Genomic DNA, 23,959 nt, shown 5'->3' with positions numbered 1-23,959 from the left:
TCTTGAACATTTCCCCTTCTCCCCCCATGGAGAGAGGAGAAGGGGAAAGGAATTTGGTTCGATAAAGACTTACTTCATGGCTTCTTCAAAAAGTTTGAGGTTGTTTTCCATTGCTTCCTTAGAAGCCGGGAAGTACCCCACCTCTTCGATGACTTCATTCACATGCTCCAGGTAGTAGCGGATGAAGGCAGCCACCTGCGGTTTGGACTTCATGATACCGGCATCCGAGTAAATGAACAGCGGGCGGGAGAGCAGGTAAGTGCCATTTTCAGCGGTTTCCAGAGAGGGTTTGATACCTTCGATGCTCAGGACTTTAAGTTTGGAACCTTCGCCCTTGTAGTAAGCATACCCGAAGTAGCCAATAGCGTACTTGTTGCCTTCCACGCCCTGTACCAGCACGTTGTCGTCTTCCGAGGCATTCAGGTTTTTGGCTTCGAGGACCAGTTTCTTGGCTTCATCGAGTTTTTCAATCTTGCCGGTTTTCTGAACAGCAACTTCTACGAAGAAGTCAAAGGTGCCGCTGTCGGTGCCGGGGGTGTAACGCAGGATGGGCTCGTTAGGCCAGGAAGGATCCACATCCGACCACTTCTCAGCGCTGGTGAACAGTTTGAAAAGTTGATCCTTGGTGACGTTTTCCACCCAGTCATTTTGCGGATTGACTACCACAGCAATGGCATCCAGTCCAACCAGGAAGCCGATGGGATTGCGGGCGGGATTCAGTTTGCCGCAGTTTTCCACTTCGCTGTCCTTAATCTTGCGGGAAGCGTTGGAAATATCCGTCTCGCCGGTCTTGCAGAAGCGCTCAAACCCGGCGCCTGAACCAATGATGTCGTTCTTCACCTGACCGGTAAAACCATCAGCCACAAACATTTCAATGATGGCTTCGGTGAGAGGACCGACCGTCGAAGAACCTGCGGTGTAGATATCGCCACTCACTGCGGCAGGGTCAAAGGGATTCACGGTGGGAGTGGGAGAAGGGATTTCCGTTGCAGTAGGCTCAACTTTAGGAGTAGCAGTGGGCTTTTCTTCCTGAGTGGGGGGCTGAGTCGCCGTGGGGGTTGCCGCCGGAGCACAGGCTGCCAGCGCCAGCGCCAGGACGATCAAAACGGAAACGATAGACCAGAGTTTACGAGACATACAAAATTCTCCTCCAAAAAAGTAGGGTTCTAGGTTTGCGCTTAGAGTGTATCAGGCGAAGTTTAAGGTCAGTCAATCACAGGGTTAACAGAATGTAAAGATTTGGGGAAACTTGCCCTTAAAATGGCACCATGGTCTATATATTCGGGTAAAACCTCTTATGGGTGGCGTAGTTCCTTGAAATAAAAAATCCCCTCCCAATTGGGGGAGGGGATGACCCTTCCTTAGAGGACTCAGTAAATATCGTGAACGGTATTATAGACGTTGAACTTTCCGGTGGGAGTAATCAGGTTGGGAATGCGCGCTTTTTCCTGCAGGGTAGCATCGTCATACACCACAATTTCTCCGGTTTCGCCGGGTTTGGAAGCATCGCCCCACACACTGATCCACACCTCTGTTCCCTGTTTGTTATACTCCATGTGCACGGCGCGCCCGTAAGCGGCAATTTCCCAGCACTTGTGCACCCTGGTGGGATCACTCTTTGCCACGACGCACACCGTGCGCGCCAGCGCCGGGTCGGAGTTCAGCGCCATATCCACCCAGATCCACTGGCTGTTGGGGTGCGTCTTGATGAACAGACTACCCGCGCCGGGCAGGGGGGTGACCCGCACGGCTTTCCATGCTGAGTCGGGATGCCCTTCCGGGTCGGTGCCGATGGAGACAATCGCCCCTTCGCCCAGGTGCGAGGTGCTCCACACCGGACCAAACTCGGGGTCAACCCAGTTGGCGCCGCGTCCGGGGTGCGGTACGGCGGGCGTATCCACCAGCGCCGCCAGTTTCCCTTCCAGCGCATCCACCACGGCAATCTTATTGGATTGATTTGCCGCCACCAGGAAGTAGCGCTTGGTTGCGTCCCATCCGCCGTCGTGTAAGAAGCGCGCGGCTTCAATCATCTTGATGGTGGGATTATTGGGGTCGGCGTAATTGACCAGCCAGATTAAGCCTGTTTCCTTGACGTTGATGATCCACTCGGGCTTGTAGGTAGAAGCCACAATGCTCGCCACGCGCGGCTCAGGGTGATATTCTTCGGTGTCAAAGGTATAACTGCGCGTGCTGACGACCTTGAAAGGCTCCAGGGTCTGCCCGTCCAGGATGACGAAGTGCGGGGGCCAGTAACAGCCCACCGCCGCGTACTTGTCCGAAAAATTCCCCAGTTCGCCGTTGTACTTGCTCACCTCTACCGAGCGGGCATCATAGCATACCTGCACTTCGGCAACCTTGGTAGGCTTCTCGGTCCAAAGGTCTACCATTGCCAGTTTCCCGTCCCGCCCGATGACGTAGGCATAACGTCCGCTGGCAGACATGCGGGTGATGTGAACGGCGTACCCGGTATCCACCGTGCTGACCACCTCGTAGGTATCTCCGTCAATCACCGCCACCTGACCGGCATCGCGCAGGGTGACGATGAAGTAGTTCTCCCAATCGCGTTGTGTCTGCGGGCTGGTGGGGCGCTGTTCGGGCGGAACAAGCACTTTCCACGAGGCTTTCATCTGCTCCAGCGCCATCTCCGGCGGGGCGGGGGGGGCGTTTTGCAGGAACTTCGCCATGATTTCGGTTTGTTCCTGCGTGAAAAAGCCCTGTTTGCCCCAATCGGGCATGCCGCGCGGCGTGCCATTGAAGATAATTGCCGCCAGCGCCAGTGTGCCTTTGGGTTGGGTTTTGTCGGGGGTCAGCGCCGGTCCGGTAGCGCCTTTGCGCAGTGTACCGTGACAACCGGCACAACGTTCAAAATACACCTGCTTTGCCCAGGCAAATTCCTCATCGCTCAGAGCGGGGGCGTTTCCCGCCGCAGGCTGGGCTTCAGAGATTTGTGTGGGCTTTTCCTCTTTATCAGATTCTTCCTGGGGAGGATTCATCAGGAACTGCACCATTGCCTGAATTTCTTCTTCGTTGTACAAATTGCTGAGCGAGGCGGGCATCAGCCCTTTCTGGCAGGGCGAGCCGTTGCAGTCGGGAGCCACGAAAACATCCGGCTGGCGGATGGACTCTGCCAGAAATTCAGCCACGGATTTGGCTTTCCCCTTGTAATTGCCTTTTTCCAGATGTCCCTGGGCGGTTTGGGCGATGCCGGTCAGGTCAGGTCCGATGGTGCCACCGGCGCCCTCTACGCCGGGAATCACATGGCAGGCACCGCATCCCCCTTTTTGAAAGGCTTGCCGCGCCAGTTCGGCGCTGTACAGGGCGGGCGGGGCGGATGCGCTTTCCTGCGTAGGTGGAGGTGCGGCGGGGGCGGCTTTCTCCCCGCAGGCGGCAAGCGCCAGAGCAGAAACAATCACAAACCAGAGAAAGAAGAAACGTCTCATGGCGGCATCCCCTTTGTACTATGAGTATTAATATCAATATACGTCTTTTCGTCAGGTTTATATTTGCGCCAGCGCAAAGATTCCCCTGCAAACAGCCTGTTGTATAATGAAAAAAGCGGATGAATTTTGTCCGGAGGAGGTTGATATGGGTCTTACTTTCACATGGTACGGGCACGCTACCATCGGGCTGGAAACCGGCGGCTACCATCTTCTGGTGGATCCCTTCTTCAGCGGAAACCCGGCGGCAACCGCCAAACCCAACGAGGTGCGCGCCGATTTTATTCTGGTCAGCCATGGACACGGCGATCACGTGGGCGATACCGAGATGATTGCCAAACGTACCGGCGCGCTGGTCATCAGCAACTTTGAAATTTCCTCCTGGCTGGGGCGCAAAGGACTGAAAACGCACGGACAGCACCTGGGCGGCGGTTACCGCTACCCCTTTGGCTACCTCAAACTCACCTTTGCCATTCACGGCTCGGCGCTTCCCGATGGTTCGTATGGCGGCAACCCGGCGGGCTTCCTGCTCACTACCAACGCCGGCGAGAAGGTGTATCTGGCGCAGGATACCGGCTTGTTCGGAGATATGAAGCTCATCGGCGATGAAGGCATTGACCTGGCGGCACTGCCCATTGGCGATAACTTCACTATGGGACCGGATGATGCTCTGCGGGCGGTGGAACTCTTGCGTCCCAAGCACGTCATTCCCATTCATTACAATACCTTTGAACTCATTCAGCAGGATGCGCACGCCTGGGCAAAACGGGTGGAAGAAGCCACCTCTGCCAAGGTGCATGTGCTGAAGCCCGGCGAGAGTTTCTCCCTCTAGTATTTGCACACGCAGGATAACCGCAGGCAGGATACCCTGCCTGCGGTTTGTTGTTGTAAGGTGTAAATGGAAATTCTGGGTAAGGGTATAATCGGGGCATGGCGGAGAGCAGTTTGCAGGGAATGAGTCAATCTCAAAAAACGCTTGGGGAATCGTTGAGTATCCTGATTCCCGCGTACAACGAAGCCCTCAGCATTGCGGGAGTGTTGCGCGGGTTGCTGGAACAGCCCGAATTGCAGGGCGCGGAGATTATAGTCATCAACGATGGCTCTACCGATGAAACCAGCCAGATGGTGCGCCAGTTCCCCACAGTGCGGTTGATTGAGCATCTTGCTAATCGCGGTTATGGTACAGCCATTCGCAGTGGGGCGCGGGCGGCGCAGAGACCGTTCATCGTCTGGTACGATGCCGATGGTCAGCACCGTCCGCAGGATTTAATTGCCCTGGCGCAGAAACTGATCAGTGAAGGGTTGGATTACTGTATCGGTGTACGTATGGGGGATTCGTATCAAGACCCGGAACGTGTGGTGGGAAAGTGGTTGCTGCGCCTGGCGGTGAATTTTGCCGTTGGTAAACCCGTTCCGGATTTCAATTCAGGGTTACGCGGATTTAAACGAGAAGTGTTACTGCGCTATCTTCCTTTGCTCCCTAAACGCTTTGGCGCTTCTACCCTGACCACCCTGCTGATGATTGAAAACGAACATTTTGGCGGTACCATTCCCATTGTGACTCAGCCGCGTATTGGAAAAAGCACGGTTCGGCAGTTCCGCGATGGATTGCGCACACTCCAGATCATCCTGCATATTGTCATTCTCTTCAAGCCGTTGCAGTTCTTTGGCTGGATGGGGTCACTGCTCATCCTTGCCGGGCTGATTTACGGCTTTTACAAAGCCTTCACCGTGCATTTGGGCTTTCCGGTATTCGGTACGCTGGTCATCCTGCTGGGGATTCAATCCTTTTTCTTTGGCTTGTTGTGCGATCAAATCAGCGCACTGCGGCGGGAGCGCTGGGGGTGAGCGGGAATTGGGTGCCACCGCGTGTCAATCGCGTGCTGAATGCTAAAAACCTCAGTTTCTTTCTGCTGGGGGTGCTGATTTTGATTTTCCTTCTCCGTCAAATTGACCTGAAGGAATTGCGCGATCAGATTCTCGGTGTGCGCTGGGAGTTGTTCCTTGCCGGCGCAGGGGTGTACTTCCTCAAATCCTGTCTGCGGGCGGTGCGTTTGAACCGCATCAGTGCCGATTTATCTTTGCCCTATCTGAAGACCTTACGCCTCTCGCTGGCGACTTCGCTGGCAACCCAAATTCTGCCCTTCAAACTGGGCGAGTTAAGTTATGTGTATCTGCTCAAGCAGGAAAAGAACGCGCCTGCGGCGCAGGGGCTTTCGGCGCTGATCGTTATTCGCCTGATGGACTTGCTGGCAATTGGCGTGCTTTACCTTGCCGTGGCGCTTGCCCTGCGTTCGCCGCAATCCGGCGTGCAGATGATGCAGGCGTTGATTTTCATCGGGTTGCTGGGCGCAGGCATGGGCTTGTTGATGGCTCTCTCCCGTCTGGCACCGCCTGTATTGGAGAAGGTCAAAGCCAAATCTTTCCCGAAAGAAAATTTCCTCTTGCGTCTCATCGAATGGGTAGAGAAGTTTTTCCGATATTTTCAGGCGTACCGTCCTCTGCAGTTTGCCCAATGGATGGGGCTGGCGCTTCTGGAATGGATCGCCAATTACGGCATGTTTCATCTGCTCTTACTCGGGATGAGTGTTCCGGTCACATTCTTCCAAACAGCCACGGCAGTCACCTTTGCCGCGGTTGCCAGCGCCTTGCCGGTCAATGCGGTAGGCAGTTTTGGCTCGCAGGAAGCCGGCTGGACTGCCGCACTTTTACTGGTACAGGTGGACAGGCAAACGGCGATTACCACTGCCTTTTCCACCCATATTCTCACCCTGGCGTACATTGCTTTCTTCGGTGCGCTGGCGTGGCTCAGTTATTTGCTTCGATTGGGATCACGACCTGAATAATTTGTTTCCAGAATGGTGTGCAAACGTACCGGAAAACCAGGTCATCGGCAATTTCCTGATTCCCGACAATGAGATGTGCTTCGCGGAAGTAATCCCCGCCGTTAAGGGCAAGTTCTACCACTCCTTTGCCTGTGGCACGGATCTCCAGTGCGGAAGCCGTTTTTGTCTGCACTTCTTCAGGGATACGCCAGACGAAGAAACGCTTTGCGGGTAAGGTATTTGCAGGGACGCGCTCTTCCGCCAGAATGTGGTCGGCAGAGTCTTTCAGGGTGAAAACCAGTGTTGTGTCAGGTTCACTGGTTTTGGCGTGGATATAGATCTGAATTTGTTCCAACTCTCCGCAACGGTTGGGAAATTCCTGCCGCAGGGGGGTGGAAGAGGAAAACTCCAGTGCGGGAGTTTGCGCCCATTCAATGTTTTTGTACACCGGCTGGGTACAACCCTGGAAGGTGTACCAGGATGTTCCGCAATAGGTGTAATAGGTGGCGTAAATTCCCAGTAAATAAAATGCAAGGCTGAGGGTAATGCTCCCTGTCAAAAAGAGAGGCAGTTTCTTCTGAACAAAATTGTGGAAAGAGAACAGGCCGCTTAACGCGAGGTAAAGCAGAGGTGCGGTGGGAATGTAGTAGCGTCCCTGATGCCCAAATCCTGCCAGACTGCCCGGCACATAATTGTTGATGGTGTACAGCAGGGCAAACGCGCCGGAAGAGATCAGAAAAGTTCCCCCCAGCACCCAGCGCTGGTATGGAGTAAGACGGGCGGGCAGAGTTTCTGCGCCGAGGGCAAAAATCAGCGCGGCAACGTAGAACGCATACACCGGCGCAGGCACTACTCCCGCCCAGTGACCGTACACCGCCGCCCATTCCATAAAGTAATTCCCAATGGCGCGCAGGTTGCCCCATATCAGGGTGTAAAGAAAATCCCAGGGGTGCGCCTGGATGAGCGCAATTTGCTGACTGAGACTACCCTCGTCAGTACCTGCAAAATGTGAAGTTTGTACCGCCAGCGCGTTGTACTGCACGCCAAAGGCAATGGCAACCACTACGGCGATTCCCGTAGCCAGCGCCCACCCCTTTGAGGGAAACCGCCTGACCGGCAGAAGGAAAAGAAGCGGGAAAAGCACAAACATGCCCGGTTTGGCAGTACCAACGAGAAGAATGGAGACCATGAGCAGTACCACCTTCCAGCGGGAGAAGACCGGGCATTCATCCAGCGCCAGGTGCAGGACAACTGCCGCGAACAGGAAGCTCACCCCGTTGGTGAAGCCGTCGGCGTTAAGCGTTGCCGCCTGATACAGCGCCGAAGGCGCCAGCGCCAGCACTGCCAGAGTCCATTTACCCACTGGAAGCAGGCGGACGGCAAGGAATGAAAGCCCGATATACATCGCCAGCCCGGCGATGCGGCACAGGATGGCAACAGGCACAACCGGATAATCGTACTTGCGCCAGAAGAAGCGGGCTGTGGCGGCTTGCGGCAGGAAGTTGAAGGGAGAATAGATTGAGCGCGTCAGCGTTCCGAGAAGGTTGTTCCGATTCAGCGGTTCATGGAAAGCCGATCCCTCGAGAAGGTCTTGAGCAGGAGTCTGGAAGAATCGGCGCTGATAGGCATAACGCACAAAATCCACCGGTGTAAAAAAGGAATCATTGCCGGGGTCGCGCTGATTGGGCAACCACTTCGCCGCCGCCAGGTCGTAAATGCGTATGACGTGCTGTTCTTCGTCAAACCCCGCACCGTAAGGAATGAACACGGCAAATACTACTCCGAACAGTGTAGCAAGAAGCAGAAAGACGCTTTCAGGACTGGAGAGAAATTTCGTGATTTTTTTCATTACGGTTGCCTTAAAAACTCAAATCCTCTTGACCAGATACACGCATTCCTCTTCCCAGGTGCACAGCGCGCCCTGTTCGTCCACATACATCCCGTGGACGCGGTAGGTGCCAAAGCCGGCTTCGCGGTAGCCCAGGCGGTCATACAATCGGCGGGCGTCAGGATTCTCCAGCCCTACCGCCAGTCCGATTTCGGCGTATCCGCACTGCCGGGCAAGGTCTTCGGCGTGGCGGAGCAATTGTGTGGCAATGCCCTGCTGGCGGTATTCCTCACGGACGAACAGGTCTTCCAGATCCGGGCAGGGAACCGGGCGGTTTGCCCGCACGGCTTCGTCTCTGGCTCCGTCCCATTTCAATAGCAGGTGTCCAACGGGCATTTCAGCGAGAAACGCAATGAGATAGACGGCACTGCCGTTCTGCTGGCGCACCAGACGGCGAGCGTGTTTCTCCGCGCCGCCCTGCGGAAAAAGGCGTTCCAGTTGAGAAATATCCTTCGTGCCGACTTCGCGAATTTCGATGTTCAAATCCATGCTTCTGAATTATATGCTAAAGAGGAGACAGGTGTAATCCAACTAAACTTGTGACATTTGTCACTATTGTCTTTTGGTGTCATTGGGACTATGATTATGCATGATTGAACTTATGCATATATCTGCATACATGATAAGGTTAAAATGATTTCCTCATCCCTTTCGCAAGAAATTACTGCCCTGCACGCTGATATCTGTTCGGCGCTGGCGGATCCGGCACGCATCCTCATTCTCTATGCCTTGAATGAGAAGCCCAGCAACGTCAGCACACTGGCAGAAGAACTGGGCATTACCCAGTCGGCGGCGTCGCGTCATTTGAACGTCCTGCGCGACCGCGGGCTGGTGATTTCCCAGCGCGATGGGCAATCGGTGGTCAACATGCTCGCCGATCCGCGCGTCATTCAGGCGCTGGATTTACTGCGCGCGGTGCTGACCAGCAAGTTGAAGAATCAGGCGGCACTTGCCGAAACGATGGAACCTTCCGAACAGGAATAATATTTTTTAGAACTGGAGCGTATCTATGAAGAAACTGGTCATTCTGGGCGCCGGCACTGCCGGGACGATGGCGGCAAATCGATTGAGCCGCATTCTCAATACCAGCGAATGGGAAATTACGCTGGTAGATCCCAATCCGGTGCATTACTATCAGCCTGGCTTTCTCTTCATCCCCTTTGGGGTATATCAGGAAAAAGACGCCGTGAAACCCAAGAAGGCGTTTATCCCGCGCGGCGGCAAACTGCTTCAGACCGCCGTGGAAGAAATCCTGCCTTCGCAAAACAAGGTGCGACTTGCCAACGGCGAGACCCTTTCCTATGATTACCTGATCATCGCCACCGGCACGGATATTCACCCCGAAGAAACCCCCGGTCTGGCGGAGCATGAGTGGGGCAAGTCCATCCACACCTTCTACTCTCTGGAAGGGGCGGTGGCGCTTGCCGGGGCTCTGCGTAACTGGAAGGGCGGGCGTCTGGTGGTCAATGTGGTGGAAAATCCCATCAAATGCCCCGTGGCTCCGCTGGAGTTCCTCTTCCTCGCCGACTGGTACTTTACCCAGCGCGGCATGCGTGACCGTGTGGAACTGATTTACGCTACCCCGCTTCCCGGCGCGTTCACCAAACCCATTGCCTCTCGCATGCTGGGCGATATGCTTGAGAAACGCCGTATTCGGGTAGAGCCGGAATTCATGCTCATGGAAGTCAACCCGGATGCGAAGAAACTGGTCTCTTACGACGAGCGCGAGGTGGAGTTTGACCTGCTGGTGAGCATTCCGCTTAACAAGGGCGCTGAGGTTATCGGGCGTTCCGGCTTGGGCGATGAACTCAACTACGTGCCGACCAACAAGCACACCCTGCTTGCCGAAGGCTACGACAACATCTTCGTACTGGGCGATGCCACCAACGTCCCCGCTTCCAAAGCCGGGGCGACCGCGCACTACGAGGTGGATACGCTGGCGGAGAACTTCCCGCGCTACATTCAGGGCAAGGAACTCGAACCGCTCTTTGACGGTCATGCCAACTGCTTTGTCGAAACCGGGTACGGCAAGGGCATGCTGATTGACTTCAACTACACTACCGAACCTCTGCCCGGCAAGTACCCCCTGCCGCTCATTGGACCCTTCTCTCTGCTCAAAGAGTCGGTCATCAATCACTGGGGCAAACTGGGCTTCCGCTGGATGTACTGGAATATCCTGATGAAAGGACTGCCCATTCCCTTCCTGCCGGCTCAAATGAGCATGGTGGGCAAGGAAAAAGTGAACTGGGAAAACGGCGGCGCTTTCGCCGCATGATTTGGAACTTTATTTGAGGAGGATTTTCGTATGGCAACACGCACAATTGCGGGCAAGACCGTTCAGGTCAACGATGAAGGCTTCATGACCAACCCGGCTGAATGGACGAAAGAAATCGCCGTGGAACTGGCGAAAGAAGAAGGCATTGCCGAACTCACCGAACAGCACTGGAAGGTGATTGATTTCTGCCGCCAGACAGGGTTGAGCAGTGGCAAAGCCCCCACCCTGCGCCAGATTACCACCGGCACCGGGCTTTCTACCAAGGATTTATTTGCCCTCTTCCCCAAGGGTCCCGCCAAGAAGGTCGCGCGCATTTCCGGGCTGGGTAAACCCGAAGGCTGCGTCTAGTTGATTCGGGGGGATGGGTGTCGGGGGTGACCCCATCCCCATTTTTCTAATTCTCATTTTTCGGAGGAATGAGCATGGCTGAAGAAACTCGCAAGATTGCTTTCATTTGTTCCAAGGGTGACCTGGACATGGCTTACCCTGCCCTGGTGATGGGCTGGGCGGCGCTGGGCAACGGCATTGACGTGACCATCTTCTTCACCTTCTGGGGTCTGGATCTCATCAACAAACACCGCGTGGATCATCTGGAACTGGCACCGGTTGCCAATACCAGCATGAAGATGAGCATGATGGGCATTCCCGGCAACTTGGGTATTCCCAATCTGGTGGGGGTTCTGCCCGGCATGACCGCCTTAACCACCAAACTGATGAAGGACAAAATGAAAGCACTGGGTGTACCACCGGTGCGTGAGTACCTGGAAATGCTGGTGGATGGCGGCGCCAAACTGTACGCTTGTAAGATGTCGGTGGACATGATGGGCTTGAAGAAGGAAGACTTTATTGACGGTGTTGAAGATATCGTCACCGCCGGTGATTTCATGGACATGACCGAAGGCGCGCAGATTATCTTCATTTAGAAGAATTTGCAGTGCATTGTTCTTAAGGAAAGCAACCTCCCCAGAGGGGAGGTTGCTTTTTTTCTTAAGGGACATTGCGCTTTCTATGTTCCATAAGCATTCGCCGAGCCTGTCGAGGGGCACGCCCTCATCTTCTTCGCGTCCTTTGCGCCTTCCCGGTGCTTTTTTGCCCTGAGCCTGTCGAAAGGCGCGATGGGTATTGGCTGAGCCGAGAAATCAGGACGTTTTAAACTGCCGAAAGATGATTTTTTCTTCCCATTCCCCCCGCCAAATGATTGTAAAATGAATGCAGAACTCACCCTTCAACCATTTGCATCTCATATCGGGAGGCTTGACTATGGCAAAGTACGCCGCCGCGTTGGATCAGGGCACGACCAGCACCCGCTTTATGATTTTTGACCATCACGGGCAGGTGGTGGCAATGGACCAAAAAGAACACGAGCAGATTTATCCCAAACCCGGCTGGGTGGAGCATAACCCGCTGGAAATTTGGGAGCGCACCCAGGAAGTCATCGAGGGCGCACTGCGCAAGAGCGGCATCTCCCCCAAAGAGATTGCCGCCGTGGGCATCACCAATCAGCGCGAGACCACCCTGTTGTGGGAAAAAGCCACCGGCAAACCGGTGTACAACGCCATCGTCTGGCAGGACACCCGCACCGATAAAATCTGCAACGACCTGGCGGCGGAGGGCGGGCAGGACCGCCTGCGCCCCAAGACCGGACTGCCCCTGGCGACCTATTTCTCCGGCCCCAAAATCCGCTGGATTCTGGAGAACGTTCCCGGGGTGCGCGAACGCGCCGAGCGTGGCGAAATTCTGTTCGGCACAATGGACACCTGGATCATCTGGAATCTGACCGGCGGTGTGCATGTCACCGACGTGACCAACGCCTCGCGCACCCTGCTGATGAACCTGCAAACGCTGGACTGGGACGATGAACTGCTCGACCTGCTCGGCATCCCCCGCGCCATCCTGCCGCAGATTCGCTCCTCGTCCGAGGTGTACGGTTACGCCCGCGGTGCGCTGGAAGGTGTGCCGGTAGCGGGCGATCTGGGCGATCAGCAGGCGGCGCTCTTTGGGCAAGCCTGTTACGACCCCGGCGAAGCCAAGAACACCTACGGCACGGGCTGTTTCATGTTGCTGAATACCGGCACCACACCTGTTCCCAGCCAGAGCGGACTGCTCACCACCCTGGGCTACAAAATCGGTAATGCCCCGGCGGTGTACGCCCTGGAAGGTTCGATTGCCATCACCGGCGCGCTGGTGCAGTGGCTGCGCGACAATCTGAAGATGATCGAAAATTCCCGCGACATTGAAGGGCTGGCGCGCACCGTTGAGGATAACGGCGGGATTTACTTCGTCCCGGCGTTCTCCGGCTTGTTTGCCCCCTACTGGCGCAGTGACGCCCGCGGCATCATTGTCGGGTTGACCCGCTACATCAACCGCGGTCACATTGCTCGCGCCGCGCTGGAAGCCACCGCTTACCAAACCCGCGAGGTGCTGGACGCCATGAACCGCGACTCGGGCATCACCCTCACCGCACTCAAGGTGGACGGCGGTATGGTGTACAACCAACTGCTCATGCAGTTCCAGGCAGATATCCTCGGCGTGCCGGTCATCCGCCCCAAGGTTGCCGAGACCACCTCGCTGGGCGCGGCTTATGCCGCCGGGCTGGCGGTGGGCTTCTGGGAGACCTTTGACGAACTGCGCGCCAACTGGGGCAAGGATACCGAATGGCATCCGCAGATGAGTCCCGAACTGCGCGAGAAACTGTACGCGGGCTGGAAGAAAGCCGTGGAGCGCACCTTTGGCTGGGTAGAAGGGTGATTTTTGCCCGGCAGTTTGTGAAAAAGAGTACAATTGGGCGGTAAGACCACCCTCACAGGAGAACGTGTATGACCAAACCGCATGCCATTGTCATCGGCGCGGGATTTACCGGTGTTGCCATCGCCTGGGATTTGACCCAGCGCGGCTTTCGGGTCAGCGTGGTGGAGCGCGGTCCCATTGCCAACGGCACATCCGGGCGCACGCACGGATTGCTCCATTCGGGCGCGCGCTACGCCGTGAATGACCAGGAATCAGCCATTGAGTGCATTCAGGAAAACCTCATCCTGCGGCGCATTGTCCCCGATGCCATTGAGCCAAACGGCGGGCTGTTCGTTGCCGTGCAGGAAGAGGATTTAGCCTACCGCGAGAAATTTATCGAAGGATGCGCCGCCTGCGGGATTCCCATCCGCGAGTTGACCCCGCAGGAAGTCCTGCGCCTGGAACCCAACCTCAATCCCCGCCTGCTGACAGCCTTTACCGTTCCCGATGCCACCTTTGACCCCCTGCGCCTGGCGCTGGCGTTTGCCGCTTCAGCCAAAGCCGGGGGAGCGCAGTTCTACCTGTACACCGACGTGGTGGACCTGCTCCGCGACGGGCGCGGCAACGTTTGCGGCGTCAAAGCCTGGAACCGCGCCGCCGATCAGCGCTTTCACCTGCCTGCCGAGGTGGTCATCAACGCCACTGGCGCCTGGGTGGGGCAGATTACTGCCATGGCGGGCGTGCAGGTGCCCATCACGCCAACCCCCGGGGTGATGGTGGCTTACGATAAACGCCTGACTCAACGCGCCATCAACCTGCTTAACGAACCCGGCGATGGCGATATTGTCCTGCCTCAGCGGCGCATGATGGTGGTCGGCACGACTTCGTTTACCATCGAAGACCCCGATTACGTCCCCGTGTACGAGGATCACGTGGCGCTGATGATGGAGCGCGGCGCGGCGCTCATCCCTGCCCTGCGGCAGACCCGCGAGCGCGGCGCTTACATGGCAACCCGCCCGCTGATTGGCGCTACCGCCCCCGGTCGGAGCATCTCGCGCACTTTCAAAGCCTACGATCACGCCGAAACTGACGGCATTGAAGGGCTGGTGACCATCACCGGCGGCAAAGCCACCACCCTGCGCCTGATGGCGGAAAAGACGGTGGACGTGGTTTGCCGCAAATTCGGCATCGAGGTCCCCTGCCGCACGGCAGAGACCCCTCTGCTTTCCTACCGCAAGTTTTACCAGTAAAATCGCGGAGCGCACAATGAGTGATGAAAAGTGGACTGTAACCTTTACCGTGTACCGCAAGAAGGATGAACAGCCTGCGCGGTACGATACTTTTACACTGGAAGTAAGCCCCGATGAGTACGTTCTGGATGCGGTGGAACGTATCTGGGCTTTTCACGACCGCTCGCTGGTGTTTGCCCATGCCTGTCACCATTCCACCTGCGGCGCCTGCGGGATGCGCGTCAATGGGGTGGAGCGCCTGACCTGCATCACCCCCATCCGTGAGGTCACCCGCAACGGCGGCACGGTGCGTGTTGAGCCTCTACGCAATTTCCCCGTGGTCAGTGACCTGGCGGTGGATATGAGCCGGCTGTACCGCGCCATGGATGCCGTGCAGGCTCCGGCGGTGCATCCGCTGGACGCCGCGCCTCTGGAGGGCGGGGGCATCCGCCCGCCGCGCGAAGTCCCTCAGCCCGAAGACGAAGGCGAGTTTTACCGCCTTGCCGACTGCATTGAGTGCGGCTTGTGCGTGAGCGCCTGTCCGGTGGCAGGTACTGACCCGACGTATCTGGGTCCGGCGGCGCTGGCAGGTGCGCAATTGCAGGGCGTTGCCCAAAACCCCGATTTGCTTGGCGTGGTGGACTGCGCCGAGGGGGTATGGCGCTGTCACAGTGCCTATGAGTGTACAGCGGTTTGCCCGTCCAACGTCCAGCCCGGCTGGCGCATCATGGATTTGCGCCGTCAGGTGGTGGCACAGCGCATCAAAGCCCTGTTTGGAAAAGGTTAATTCGGGAGGACAGGCTCATGAACGAACCCAAGAAATTGCATTCCCGCGGCGTGCTGGACTGGTTTGACCCGCGCGGCAGGCAGGTGGGTGGCTGGGGCTTCATCATTAACCGCATCAGCGCCATCGGGCTGACCGTGTACCTCTACCTGCATCTGGTCATGCTGGGCAAACTGGCACAGGGACCCGAGTCGTTCGATGCCTTTATCGCTACTGCCAAACAACCGCTCATCCTCTTTGGCGAACTGCTGGTCATCATTGCCGGACTGTACCACGGCTTGAACGGCATCCGTATTGCCCTGACCAGTTTTGGCGTGGCGGTGCGCTATCAGCGCGCTCTGCTCATCGGCGTGGTGCTGTTGACCGCGGCAGGGTCGCTGTTCTTCGCCATCCGCATGCTCAGCATCCATTGAGGAGGTTAAGATGACAAACGCTCCCCTTTCTGCTCCCAAACCCGGCGAAGGCGCACTGCTCTGGGCGGTCAAAATCTTCAGCGGGGTGCTGATTCTGCTTATCCTCATCTTGCACTTTCTGGTGAATCATTACTGGGCGCCTAACGGCTTGCTCAGCCATGCCGAGGTAGTGGCGTATTACCAGAATTACCCCATTGTACCGATTATGGAAGGCTTTTTCCTGATTTTTGTGGTGGCGCATTCCCTGCTGGGGGTGCGTTCCATCCTGCTGGATTTGCGCCCATCTCCCCGCGTCCTGCGCGGCGTGGATGGGATGTTGATTCTGATCGGCGTGACTGCCAGCGTTTACGGTATCTGGCTGTTGATACGGGTCACCGGCTGGGGCGGGTAGGCTGGCGGGGGATGTTTCCCGCCGTTGTGATTCTCTGCTCCCGCTCGCGTATGAATCATTGAGGCTTGCATGACCCGCTTTCTCTTCCGCCGGCTGTTGCTTTTGCTCGTCATCCTGCTGACAGCGCACGCCGGCGGATTTGTTTATGCCGTGCTTGCCGGTCGGCGGATACAGCTGGGAAACCGAGTGGATTCTGCCCTTCCTTGCCCTCAGTTTGCGCCCGATGGTGCAGATTGCACGCGTCACCGGCGGACTGCTTTCCGATGAACTGGGGGCGCGCTACGTCACCGCCGCGCTTTTTGCCGATGGAAAACTGCTCTGGCGGGTGAATCTCCAGCAAAGTAAGTCGAAGGCGCTTTCGGGGGCAGTGATAGCATCGGATGGTACAGCCTGCTATCCCATCAGTGCCAGCCTGCTGGCAGTGGATGCGCAGGGCGGCTTGCGCTGGCGCATTAACCTGCCCACGTATTCAATCATTAATCCTCTGCCGCGCCTCAGCCGCGATGAGCGCTTCCTGTTCTTCCAGGAATTTGTCATCGATGCCCAAACTGGCGAGATGCTTTTTAGCCAGACGCCCGGTCCTATGGACTTTTATTTTGTCGGTGCGGATGGGCGCATCTACCTCTATTCTTCAGAGGGCATTCTGGCGGTAGGCTCGCCTTAGCCGTCTTAAACCCTCTACCGCTCTATGTCCGTCCTTTATCCCTGCTGGTATACTACAATCAATTCAGAAATGGATAAGCAAGCGATTCTCACCCTGCTGAGCGAAGGCGAGATGAAGGTGGAAGGGCAGTTCCTGGCTGGCTCCAATTACACCTTCCTGGTAGTCGTTCACTGGCAGGACGAGGACTATCCCGCCGTGTACAAACCGGTGCGCGGCGAACAACCCTTATGGGACTTCCCCGAGCGCACGCTGGCGCATCGCGAGGTTGCCGCCTATCTGGTCAGCGAAGCGCTGGGCTGGGATCTGGTGCCGCCTACGGTGTACCGCCGCCGTGCGCCGTTGGGGGCGGGTTCGGTGCAGTGGTTTGTCGAGCATGACCCCGAACATCATTTTTTCCACTTTACCCCGGAAGAAAAACAACGTCTGCGCCCGGTGGCGCTCTTTGACCTGCTTACCAATAACGCCGACCGCAAGGGTGGGCATATCCTCATGGACGCGCAGGGGCACATCTGGCTGATTGACCAGGGCTTGTGTTTTCACGTGGAAGAAAAACTGCGCACGGTGGTATGGGATTTTGCCGGAGAACCCATTCCTGAAGACCTGCTGGCAGATCTTCAGGCTTTTGTCCAGCGCCTGGAAACGGATGAAGACCTGAGCGCTTCGCTGGGGGAGCACCTCAGCCGCGCCGAGATTCGCGCCCTGCTCAGGCGGGGCAAGCGGTTGCTTCAGGAAAAAGTCTTTCCATCCCCACCGTCCACCCGCCGTCCCTATCCCTGGCCCCCCGTGTAAGGGTTTACTCTTTTTTTCCTTCTTTGGGCTATAATCGGGGACAATCAATTCCCTGTTTGGAGGTGTACGCATGCATGTTCGTCTGGTTCTGGTGGGGTTTGGCAATGTGGGCAGGGCGCTGGCGCGTCTGCTGATGCGCAAGCGCGAGACGCTGGCGCGAGACTATGGTATCACCTTTCAGGTGAACGGTATTCTCACCGGCAGACGTGGTGGGTGCATTAACCCTGAAGGGCTGGACGTGGAGCGCGCCCTGAGCCTGGTGGAAAGCGGCGCACGGCTGGACGAACTTTCCACCGTGCCTGTACCTTCCACTGGAGTGGAGTTCATCCGCGCCTGTCCCGGCGATGTGCTGTTTGAAAATACTCCCGTTAATGTGGTCAACGGACAGCCCGCCATTGATCACCTGCGCACGGCGCTGGAGCAGGGCATGCACGCCATTACGGCGAACAAGGGTCCGGTGGTGCACGGCTATGCTTCCCTCAAGGCGCTGGCAGAGCGGGTGGGCAGGCGTTTCCTGTTCGAATCGGCGGTGATGGACGGCGCGCCTATTTTCTCTCTCTTCCGCGGACCGCTCCCCGCCGCCGAACTGCGCGGTTTTCGCGGCATCCTCAACTCCACCACCAACCTGATTCTGGAACTGATGGAAAATGGTAAAACCTTTGACGAAGCCGTCAAAATTACGCAGGATTTGGGGCTGGCGGAGACCGATCCCAGCGGCGATATTGACGGCTGGGATGCTTCCATCAAGGTGGCGGCGCTCTCCACCGTGCTGATGGGCGTGCCGCTTACCCCGCAGGATGTGGACCGCACCGGCATCCGTGGCATTACCCCGCAGATGATCGCTGAAGCCCGCGCCGCCGGCGAACGCTGGAAACTGGTCTGCACTGCCCGCCGTGAGGGCGACCGTGTATTGGGAAAGGTAGCGCCTCAGCGCGTTTCGCCGGACTCACCGCTGTACAGCATCAGCGGTTCCAGTTCCTTTGTGATGTTCGAAATGGACGTCCTGCCGGGGTTGGGAATTGTGGAAAGCGACCCCGGACCCGAGACGACCGCCTATGGCTTGCTGGCGGATTTCATCAACGCCATGCGGGGAGCCTGAACCGCGATGAGCGAAGCCTATCTGTTCGGCTGGGCGGAAGCATCCTCTCTCCGGGAGGCATGGGAGGGGGCGTTGAAACAGACTTTTGCCCGTCCTGCCTGGCTTCAGGCAGTCCACTGGCTGGTTGAGATGCATCCCGAGGGGCTGGAGACCATTCCGCATTACCTTTGGGGGGCTGGATTTCCGCAGGCGCATCTGGCACTGCATGCGGTACTGCGCTCTCTGCGCGAGGGTGAGGTGGATTTGTGTCTTTTTCTGGAGGGGAGCGCTCACGGGGCGGCGGCGTTCCTGCTGGGTTCGCCGCAGGCTGTAGGTCGCTGGAATCTCCCGCCGCATGCCCGCCTGACTCCGCTGGGAGGAGGCTTGCCCGATGCTCTCGAAGTGGTTGTCCGTCAGCGTGCGCAAGCCTGGCTCGGAGAAGACGTTTCGGCAGGTGAGGTTTTGTCTGTTTCCCCTGCAGAAGGGTTGGTAAGGGGAATTTTGCGCGGCTTGGCGCAGGTAAAGCAGTCATCTCAACCTGTGATTTTGCTTTCCCGCGACAGGTGGAGCGGGCTGGCAACCCTGATTGAAGCGCTTTAAGGGCTTTCAGAATTTGCCTGATTGGTTGCGATGGGATGTTCTCGAAAACATCCCATCTTTTATTTTGTCCTGTGCCGAAAATGTGAGAGAATACTTCTATGGAAATGCATGCGCATGAGACTATGCACGCCCTGTTGAAGGGCACGCTTGCCCTTTCCGATCAGCAGTCCCTGGCAAATCAACTTTCTCTGACGTGGGAAGAACCAGGCGAGCGAATGCGCTGGCGTCTGGTAGTCGCCCTGGTGCGTCAGATGCTGGAGTCTCTGCCGCCGGCTTCCCTGTGTGAAGAAGTAACTTTACTAGAAGATGCCGCCGAGAAACTGGAATCCGCCGACCCGCTCATGGCAGGTGCGCTGTGGATGGGTGTGGGTTTGCTCTTTCAATCCTGTGCCGCATTCGATCCCGCCCGCAATGCGCTGGAGCGAGCCGTGGATTTGTTCCCCTCGGCGGAAGCACGCTTCTCGTTGGGAAATTTGCTCCGTGAACTGGGCTTGTTTGCCGATGCCCGCCCTTTGCTGGAGCAAGCCCTCGTTGAAGACCGGCAGAATGGCACGCCGCGTGCGGTGATTCGCGATCTGGATGGGCTGACATTGCTGGCGCTGGAACAGGGTAAGCTCGAAGAAGCCCTGCCGTGGGCGGAGCAAGCCCTGGCTTTGGCGCAAAGCGCCATACCGGAAAAGGATGCTTTGCTGGCAACCGTGTGGTTGAATTACGGTACGGTGCTCCGTGATATGAATCGCCTTGTCGAAGCGGAGCAAGCCCATCGGCGCGCGCTGGCGCTGGATGAGCGCTGGCGCGGAGCGGAGCATCCTGCCACGGCCCGCGACGCTGTGGAACTTTCGGGAACGCTCCTGGAGATGGGGCGGATTCACGAAGCCCGCGACCTGGTTGAGCGCGCTCTGAGTATGGACCGTGCCTGTTATGGCGAGCGTCACCCTGCTGTAGGGCGCGACCTGGCTCATCTTGGCGAGATTCTGCGGGTGCGCAATGCCCTCATCGAGGCGCGGCAAGCCACTCAGCAAGCCCTGGAGATTTTTGCCGATGCCTTTGGCAAGGATCACCCTCTGGTTGGGACGATGTGGAATAATCTGGGGCACATCCTGCACCGCATGAATCGTCTGGATGATGCCCTGAACGCTTTTCAGCAAGCCATGGTCAACCTGCAGAAAAACTTTGGGACTGGTGATGTGCGCGTGGGCATGGTTTTTGGCAACATGGGTGCCATCATGCAAATGCAGGGAAAGTGGATGGCGGCGCGCCTCTCGCTGGATCATGCCGTGCGGGTGGTGGAGCAAGCCCTGGGACGCGAGCATCCCACGGTGGCAGCCCTTGTGCACAACCTGGGCGAGGTGCTCCGTCAAAGCGGCGACCTGGACGGTGCACGCCTGGCGCTGGAGCGCGCTCTCACCATTGACCTGAAGACACTGGGGGAGAGCCATCCCGACATTGCCCTGCGTTATGCCAGCCTTGCCCGCATCGATTCTGCCCGTGGTGACCTGGCTCAAGCCGAAGCCATGCTCCGGAAAGCCCTGGAGATTGAGCGCCATGCGCTGGATGCCCACGATGCCCGCCTTGCCAGCCGGTTGAACAGTTTGGGACTGGTGCTGTATCAGCAGGGCAGGCTGGAAGAAGCCCGCCAAACACTCGAAGAAGCCCTCTACCTTGCCGCTATGAGCATGCAGGATCAGCCCACCGAACTGGCGAATGTGCAGACCAACCTGGGCATCGTTTTGCAATCCCTGGGGGAGAACACCGCCGCACTGGAAGCCTATCAGCAAGCCGTGCGCATCGAAGAGCAGGGCTGGGGTCCCGACCATGCCCGCGTGGGTTCGCGACTGGCGGTGGTGGCGGCGCGTTACCGTGCCATGGGGGAGATTGAGCGCGCCCGTTCGGCTTATCTGCGTGCATTGAGTATCCTTCAGCAGTTCTTGCCGCCGCACCATCCGCGCATTCAGTCCATTCGCAACGAATTGGCTGACCTTTCCAGCGGGTCGAATCCTGAATCTGGTGTAAAGTTAACTTAATGGAGCATCTGGACTTCTTTCCCCAACATGGTTGGGAAATTCGTCATCGCATGGAAGTGCCAGGGCGTGAAGCCCAGCGCTTTCCCTTTGACGACCTGGAGTTTGCGCCTACGGTGCTGACTTTCCTGCGCCGGGCTTATCCGCAGGGGATTTTTCAGCATCAGAAAATTGCCCTGAGCGCTTATCTCAAGGGAGAATCAGTGTGCCTGACCACCGGCACGGCGTCGGGGAAGAGCCTGGTGTTTCAAAGCGCCGCGCTGGACTGCCTGACACGTGACTCCGCCGCCTGTGTCATGGCAATCTACCCGATGAAAGCCCTGGGCAACGAGCAGAAAGACCGTTGGGAGCAAGCCTTCCAACTGGCGGGGATGGATGTCTCGGTTGGACGCATTGACGGTAACGTGGCGCCTGCCCTGCGGCTGGGCATTCTGGAAAAGTCGCGTTTGCTCATCTTCACTCCCGATATTTTGCACGCCTGGTTGCTTTCCAACCTCAATCAGCCCGCAGTGATTCGCTTCCTGCGGCGCGTGCGTCTGATGGTGATTGACGAAGTGCACACCTATTCGGGAGTGTTTGGCTCCAACAGTGCCTTCCTCTTCCGCCGTCTGCGTCACCTGATGGGGTTGCTGGATTCGCACCCGCGCTTCATCGCCGCTTCGGCGACCATGGCGCGCCCGCAGGAACATCTCCAGGCGTTGCTCGGGGTGCCGTTTCGCGTGGTGGGTCCCGAACTGGATACCTCACCGCGTTATCCGCTGGAAGTGCTGTTTGCCCACCCCCCTGCCACACGCTCGCTGGAGCCTGTGGTAGATTTGCTCCATCATCTGGCGCAACAAACCGATTCGCGCTTCATTGCCTTTGTCAACAGCCGCAAGCAGGTGGAACTGATTTCCTCTCTGCTTTCCCGCATGCACCGCGAAGAAGCCAAAACAGGGAAAGAAGGCAAAGAAAAAGGGAAGGACAAAGAAGAAGATGTAGTAGAAGAGGAGGAAAGCCTGAGTGCGGCGCGGGCGGTACTGGAGCAGTTGCAGGTATTACCGTACCGCGCGGGGTACGAAGAGCATGACCGTGCTTTCATTCAGGAACGCCTGTCTTCAGGCAACCTTAAAGGGGTGATCAGCACCAGCGCGCTGGAATTGGGGCTGGATATTCCTCATCTGGATTTGTGTGTGTTGATCGGCGTCCCCGATTCGGCGACCAGCCTGCAACAGCGCATTGGGCGCATTGGACGCCATAAACCTGGCACGGTGATTCTGGTGCATGGCGGAGACGTGGTGGATCATCTGGTGTTTGCTGATCCGCCGTCCCTCTTCAACCGTCCATTTGCCGAAAGCACGCTGTACCTGGAAAATCCGTATATGCAGTACATTCACGCCCTGTGTCTGGCGCGTCCGGGTGGGGAGCATGCTCAGGTCCTGCTGGCAACCCACCGCACCTCGGATACCTTCAACAGCGTGATTGAATGGCCCCCCGGCTTTATGGAACTGTGCCGCGCGGAATACACCGGCAACACCCCGCGCGAACTGCTCAGCATGAAGAATGAAGGTAAAGACCGCCCCAACTACGTCTTTCCCCTGCGGGAAGTGGGCAGTCAATTTAAGGTGGAACGCGCCCAGGGACCTACCTCTGCTTCACTGGGCTCGCTCTCGTTCAGCCAGTTAATGCGCGAAGCCTACCCGGGGGCGGTGTACTATTACGCCTCGGTGCCCTATCGGGTAGTGAAGGTCAACATCAAACAGCATACCGTACAGGTGCGCCGTGAGAAGAATTACACCACCCGCCCCGGACGCCTTCCTGAAGCCCTGTTTCCCCGTCTGACGCCGGAGGGCGTTATGCAAGCCCAACAGCGCGGCAGGCTGATTGCCCTTGAGGCGCAGACCATGGTGCGCGAGTCTATTAATGGACTGTACGAACAGCGTGGCGGTAAAGAGACCTTCTACCCCTACCCGCTCCCCAGAGAACTGGGCTTCAGCCATGACCAGCCCTTCTTCAGCCACAATTACTTCACCAGCGGGGTTTTGCTCACCCATCCTGCCCTTCAGCAGGAAGGTGTGAATCTTCAGGCGCTGGCGGGCTGGCTCTATGAAGCCTTTTTTGTGGTTTTGCCTGTGGAACGCCAGGAAATCGGTTTCAGTGCCGACACCTTTCGCCATGCGTTGAGTCCGTATATCCACCCGGGACAGCCCTTCCTGGCATTGTATGATCAGGTTTACGGCAGTCTGCGCCTGTCCTCACGCCTGCTGATGCCTGAGGTGCTCCCGCAGGTTTTCCTGGAAGCCTGCCTGTTAACTGCAGACTCAGCCCTGCCAGAAGATTTGAAGACCACTCGCCAGGCACTGGCGGAGATGACCGCTGAAACCTGGCTGATGCCTGCACAAAGATTATATCTGGAGCATCGCCAGGTTGTCACACCGCCCGGTAGGGAACGTGTTTTGTTGCCCGGCAGTAAAGGCTTGCTCATGCGCACTCACGAGGAATTTCTCGTCCAGCGGTTAGTGACCTTTGGGGGAAACCTGTGCTATGAGGGGGTGCCGGCATCCATGGCGGGGAGTGCCGCCTCGAGCATGCCCCAGGTGATTGATGTGGCGGAAATTCCCGGCGAATCCCAAATTGGCTGGTATGACCCGCAGACGCAAACCATCGAACCCGCGCCACTGGAAACGGTTCAACTCTCCGCGGAGATGGGTGAGATGTTGCCACCCCCCGATTTTTCTCTGCTGGTTCATCGGCTGGCAATGGCACAAATTGCCCTGCCGCCAAATATCTCTGTGCTGGAGAGCGTTGAAGCCCTGCGGGAGGGTTTGCTTTCCTGGATTGGATAACCCTTCGAGGTTT

The 23,959-nt window shown here is 57.4% G+C and carries 22 protein-coding genes; 18 read left to right on the top strand and 4 right to left on the bottom strand.

What is annotated here, in order from left to right; genetic code table 11:
* Positions 1-69 precede the first annotated feature (69 nt).
* Positions 70-1,137, bottom strand: coding sequence for a PstS family phosphate ABC transporter substrate-binding protein (locus tag ANT_RS13815; protein WP_013561146.1), 1,068 nt, complete (start codon positions 1,135-1,137; stop codon positions 70-72).
* 233 nt (positions 1,138-1,370) lie between these two features.
* Positions 1,371-3,440 (bottom strand): cytochrome D1 domain-containing protein, encoded by a 2,070-nt coding sequence (locus tag ANT_RS13810; protein WP_013561145.1) that lies wholly within the window; start codon positions 3,438-3,440, stop codon positions 1,371-1,373.
* 145 nt (positions 3,441-3,585) lie between these two features.
* Between ANT_RS13810 and ANT_RS13805 the strand changes: the two genes are divergently transcribed.
* The 3 genes from ANT_RS13805 to ANT_RS13795 all read left to right on the top strand — a co-directional run bounded on the left by ANT_RS13805 (position 3,586) and on the right by ANT_RS13795 (position 6,283).
* Positions 3,586-4,269 carry a metal-dependent hydrolase gene (locus ANT_RS13805; RefSeq protein WP_013561144.1) on the top strand — a complete coding sequence of 228 codons (684 nt, stop codon included), beginning with the start codon at positions 3,586-3,588 and terminating at the stop codon, positions 4,267-4,269.
* A 122-nt stretch (positions 4,270-4,391) separates the two neighbouring features.
* Positions 4,392-5,285, top strand: a complete 894-nt coding sequence (locus ANT_RS13800; RefSeq protein ID WP_172634632.1) for a glycosyltransferase family 2 protein — start codon at positions 4,392-4,394, stop codon at positions 5,283-5,285.
* On the top strand, positions 5,282-6,283 hold the full coding sequence (locus ANT_RS13795) for a lysylphosphatidylglycerol synthase transmembrane domain-containing protein (RefSeq protein ID WP_013561142.1): 1,002 nt from the start codon (positions 5,282-5,284) through the stop codon (positions 6,281-6,283). The genes ANT_RS13800 and ANT_RS13795 overlap by 4 nt, the downstream gene beginning before the upstream one ends.
* Here ANT_RS13795 and ANT_RS13790 read toward each other — a convergent pair.
* The gene (locus ANT_RS13790; RefSeq protein ID WP_013561141.1) at positions 6,246-8,111 is read right to left on the bottom strand and encodes a DUF2142 domain-containing protein; all 1,866 of its coding nucleotides are present in this window, start codon (positions 8,109-8,111) and stop codon (positions 6,246-6,248) included. The genes ANT_RS13795 and ANT_RS13790 overlap by 38 nt on opposite strands.
* An 18-nt stretch (positions 8,112-8,129) precedes the next feature.
* The gene (locus ANT_RS13785; protein WP_172634631.1) at positions 8,130-8,633 is read right to left on the bottom strand and encodes a GNAT family N-acetyltransferase; all 504 of its coding nucleotides are present in this window, start codon (positions 8,631-8,633) and stop codon (positions 8,130-8,132) included.
* Between the two features lie 150 nt (positions 8,634-8,783).
* Between ANT_RS13785 and ANT_RS13780 the strand changes: the two genes are divergently transcribed.
* The 15 genes from ANT_RS13780 to ANT_RS13710 all read left to right on the top strand — a co-directional run bounded on the left by ANT_RS13780 (position 8,784) and on the right by ANT_RS13710 (position 23,946).
* Positions 8,784-9,134, top strand: coding sequence for an ArsR/SmtB family transcription factor (locus ANT_RS13780; RefSeq protein ID WP_013561139.1), 351 nt, complete (start codon positions 8,784-8,786; stop codon positions 9,132-9,134).
* A 25-nt stretch (positions 9,135-9,159) separates the two neighbouring features.
* Positions 9,160-10,425, top strand: a complete 1,266-nt coding sequence (sqr, locus tag ANT_RS13775; protein WP_013561138.1) for a type III sulfide quinone reductase, selenoprotein subtype — start codon at positions 9,160-9,162, stop codon at positions 10,423-10,425.
* A gap of 30 nt (positions 10,426-10,455) precedes the next feature.
* Complete coding sequence (locus ANT_RS13770; protein ID WP_013561137.1) at positions 10,456-10,773, top strand: TusE/DsrC/DsvC family sulfur relay protein; 318 nt, start codon at positions 10,456-10,458, stop codon at positions 10,771-10,773.
* 74 nt (positions 10,774-10,847) lie between these two features.
* Positions 10,848-11,348: a DsrE/DsrF/DrsH-like family protein gene (locus ANT_RS13765; protein WP_155818165.1), complete on the top strand. Its 501-nt coding sequence runs from the start codon at positions 10,848-10,850 to the stop codon at positions 11,346-11,348.
* Positions 11,349-11,685: 337 nt separating this feature from the next.
* Positions 11,686-13,173: a glycerol kinase GlpK gene (gene glpK / locus ANT_RS13760; protein ID WP_013561135.1), complete on the top strand. Its 1,488-nt coding sequence runs from the start codon at positions 11,686-11,688 to the stop codon at positions 13,171-13,173.
* 68 nt (positions 13,174-13,241) lie between these two features.
* Positions 13,242-14,402: an FAD-dependent oxidoreductase gene (locus ANT_RS13755; RefSeq protein ID WP_013561134.1), complete on the top strand. Its 1,161-nt coding sequence runs from the start codon at positions 13,242-13,244 to the stop codon at positions 14,400-14,402.
* Between the two features lie 16 nt (positions 14,403-14,418).
* On the top strand, positions 14,419-15,168 hold the full coding sequence (locus tag ANT_RS13750; protein WP_013561133.1) for a succinate dehydrogenase/fumarate reductase iron-sulfur subunit: 750 nt from the start codon (positions 14,419-14,421) through the stop codon (positions 15,166-15,168).
* A 17-nt stretch (positions 15,169-15,185) separates the two neighbouring features.
* On the top strand, positions 15,186-15,578 hold the full coding sequence (locus tag ANT_RS13745; RefSeq protein ID WP_013561132.1) for a succinate dehydrogenase/fumarate reductase transmembrane subunit: 393 nt from the start codon (positions 15,186-15,188) through the stop codon (positions 15,576-15,578).
* Between the two features lie 10 nt (positions 15,579-15,588).
* Positions 15,589-15,969 (top strand): succinate dehydrogenase/fumarate reductase transmembrane subunit, encoded by a 381-nt coding sequence (locus ANT_RS13740; RefSeq protein ID WP_013561131.1) that lies wholly within the window; start codon positions 15,589-15,591, stop codon positions 15,967-15,969.
* 145 nt (positions 15,970-16,114) lie between these two features.
* Positions 16,115-16,633, top strand: coding sequence for a PQQ-binding-like beta-propeller repeat protein (locus tag ANT_RS13735; RefSeq protein WP_013561130.1), 519 nt, complete (start codon positions 16,115-16,117; stop codon positions 16,631-16,633).
* Positions 16,634-16,702: 69 nt separating this feature from the next.
* Positions 16,703-17,422: an SCO1664 family protein gene (locus ANT_RS13730; protein WP_041455058.1), complete on the top strand. Its 720-nt coding sequence runs from the start codon at positions 16,703-16,705 to the stop codon at positions 17,420-17,422.
* 70 nt (positions 17,423-17,492) lie between these two features.
* Positions 17,493-18,521, top strand: a complete 1,029-nt coding sequence (locus ANT_RS13725) for a homoserine dehydrogenase (RefSeq protein ID WP_013561128.1) — start codon at positions 17,493-17,495, stop codon at positions 18,519-18,521.
* A 6-nt stretch (positions 18,522-18,527) separates the two neighbouring features.
* Complete coding sequence (locus tag ANT_RS13720) at positions 18,528-19,100, top strand: hypothetical protein (RefSeq protein ID WP_013561127.1); 573 nt, start codon at positions 18,528-18,530, stop codon at positions 19,098-19,100.
* Positions 19,101-19,198: 98 nt separating this feature from the next.
* Positions 19,199-21,124 (top strand): tetratricopeptide repeat protein, encoded by a 1,926-nt coding sequence (locus ANT_RS13715; RefSeq protein WP_013561126.1) that lies wholly within the window; start codon positions 19,199-19,201, stop codon positions 21,122-21,124.
* Positions 21,124-23,946, top strand: a complete 2,823-nt coding sequence (locus tag ANT_RS13710) for a DEAD/DEAH box helicase (protein ID WP_013561125.1) — start codon at positions 21,124-21,126, stop codon at positions 23,944-23,946. The genes ANT_RS13715 and ANT_RS13710 overlap by 1 nt, the downstream gene beginning before the upstream one ends.
* Positions 23,947-23,959: the final 13 nt, after the last annotated feature.

This window comes from Anaerolinea thermophila UNI-1, assembly GCF_000199675.1.
GTDB lineage: Bacteria > Chloroflexota > Anaerolineae > Anaerolineales > Anaerolineaceae > Anaerolinea > Anaerolinea thermophila.
This window is presented reverse-complemented; position numbering and strand designations above follow the sequence as displayed.

Coding starts and splice junctions, on each gene's coding strand:
- ANT_RS13725 (WP_013561128.1), top strand. CDS start 17,493: ATGCATGTTCGTCTGGTTCTGGTGGGGTTTGGCAATGTGGGCAGGGCG.
- ANT_RS13770 (WP_013561137.1), top strand. CDS start 10,456: ATGGCAACACGCACAATTGCGGGCAAGACCGTTCAGGTCAACGATGAA.
- ANT_RS13805 (WP_013561144.1), top strand. CDS start 3,586: ATGGGTCTTACTTTCACATGGTACGGGCACGCTACCATCGGGCTGGAA.
- ANT_RS13745 (WP_013561132.1), top strand. CDS start 15,186: ATGAACGAACCCAAGAAATTGCATTCCCGCGGCGTGCTGGACTGGTTT.
- ANT_RS13750 (WP_013561133.1), top strand. CDS start 14,419: ATGAGTGATGAAAAGTGGACTGTAACCTTTACCGTGTACCGCAAGAAG.
- ANT_RS13740 (WP_013561131.1), top strand. CDS start 15,589: ATGACAAACGCTCCCCTTTCTGCTCCCAAACCCGGCGAAGGCGCACTG.
- sqr (WP_013561138.1), top strand. CDS start 9,160: ATGAAGAAACTGGTCATTCTGGGCGCCGGCACTGCCGGGACGATGGCG.
- ANT_RS13765 (WP_155818165.1), top strand. CDS start 10,848: ATGGCTGAAGAAACTCGCAAGATTGCTTTCATTTGTTCCAAGGGTGAC.
- ANT_RS13720 (WP_013561127.1), top strand. CDS start 18,528: ATGAGCGAAGCCTATCTGTTCGGCTGGGCGGAAGCATCCTCTCTCCGG.
- ANT_RS13715 (WP_013561126.1), top strand. CDS start 19,199: ATGGAAATGCATGCGCATGAGACTATGCACGCCCTGTTGAAGGGCACG.
- glpK (WP_013561135.1), top strand. CDS start 11,686: ATGGCAAAGTACGCCGCCGCGTTGGATCAGGGCACGACCAGCACCCGC.
- ANT_RS13810 (WP_013561145.1), bottom strand. CDS start 3,440: ATGAGACGTTTCTTCTTTCTCTGGTTTGTGATTGTTTCTGCTCTGGCG.
- ANT_RS13800 (WP_172634632.1), top strand. CDS start 4,392: ATGAGTCAATCTCAAAAAACGCTTGGGGAATCGTTGAGTATCCTGATT.
- ANT_RS13755 (WP_013561134.1), top strand. CDS start 13,242: ATGACCAAACCGCATGCCATTGTCATCGGCGCGGGATTTACCGGTGTT.
- ANT_RS13815 (WP_013561146.1), bottom strand. CDS start 1,137: ATGTCTCGTAAACTCTGGTCTATCGTTTCCGTTTTGATCGTCCTGGCG.
- ANT_RS13710 (WP_013561125.1), top strand. CDS start 21,124: ATGGAGCATCTGGACTTCTTTCCCCAACATGGTTGGGAAATTCGTCAT.
- ANT_RS13735 (WP_013561130.1), top strand. CDS start 16,115: ATGCCGTGCTTGCCGGTCGGCGGATACAGCTGGGAAACCGAGTGGATT.
- ANT_RS13790 (WP_013561141.1), bottom strand. CDS start 8,111: ATGAAAAAAATCACGAAATTTCTCTCCAGTCCTGAAAGCGTCTTTCTG.
- ANT_RS13730 (WP_041455058.1), top strand. CDS start 16,703: ATGGATAAGCAAGCGATTCTCACCCTGCTGAGCGAAGGCGAGATGAAG.
- ANT_RS13780 (WP_013561139.1), top strand. CDS start 8,784: ATGATTTCCTCATCCCTTTCGCAAGAAATTACTGCCCTGCACGCTGAT.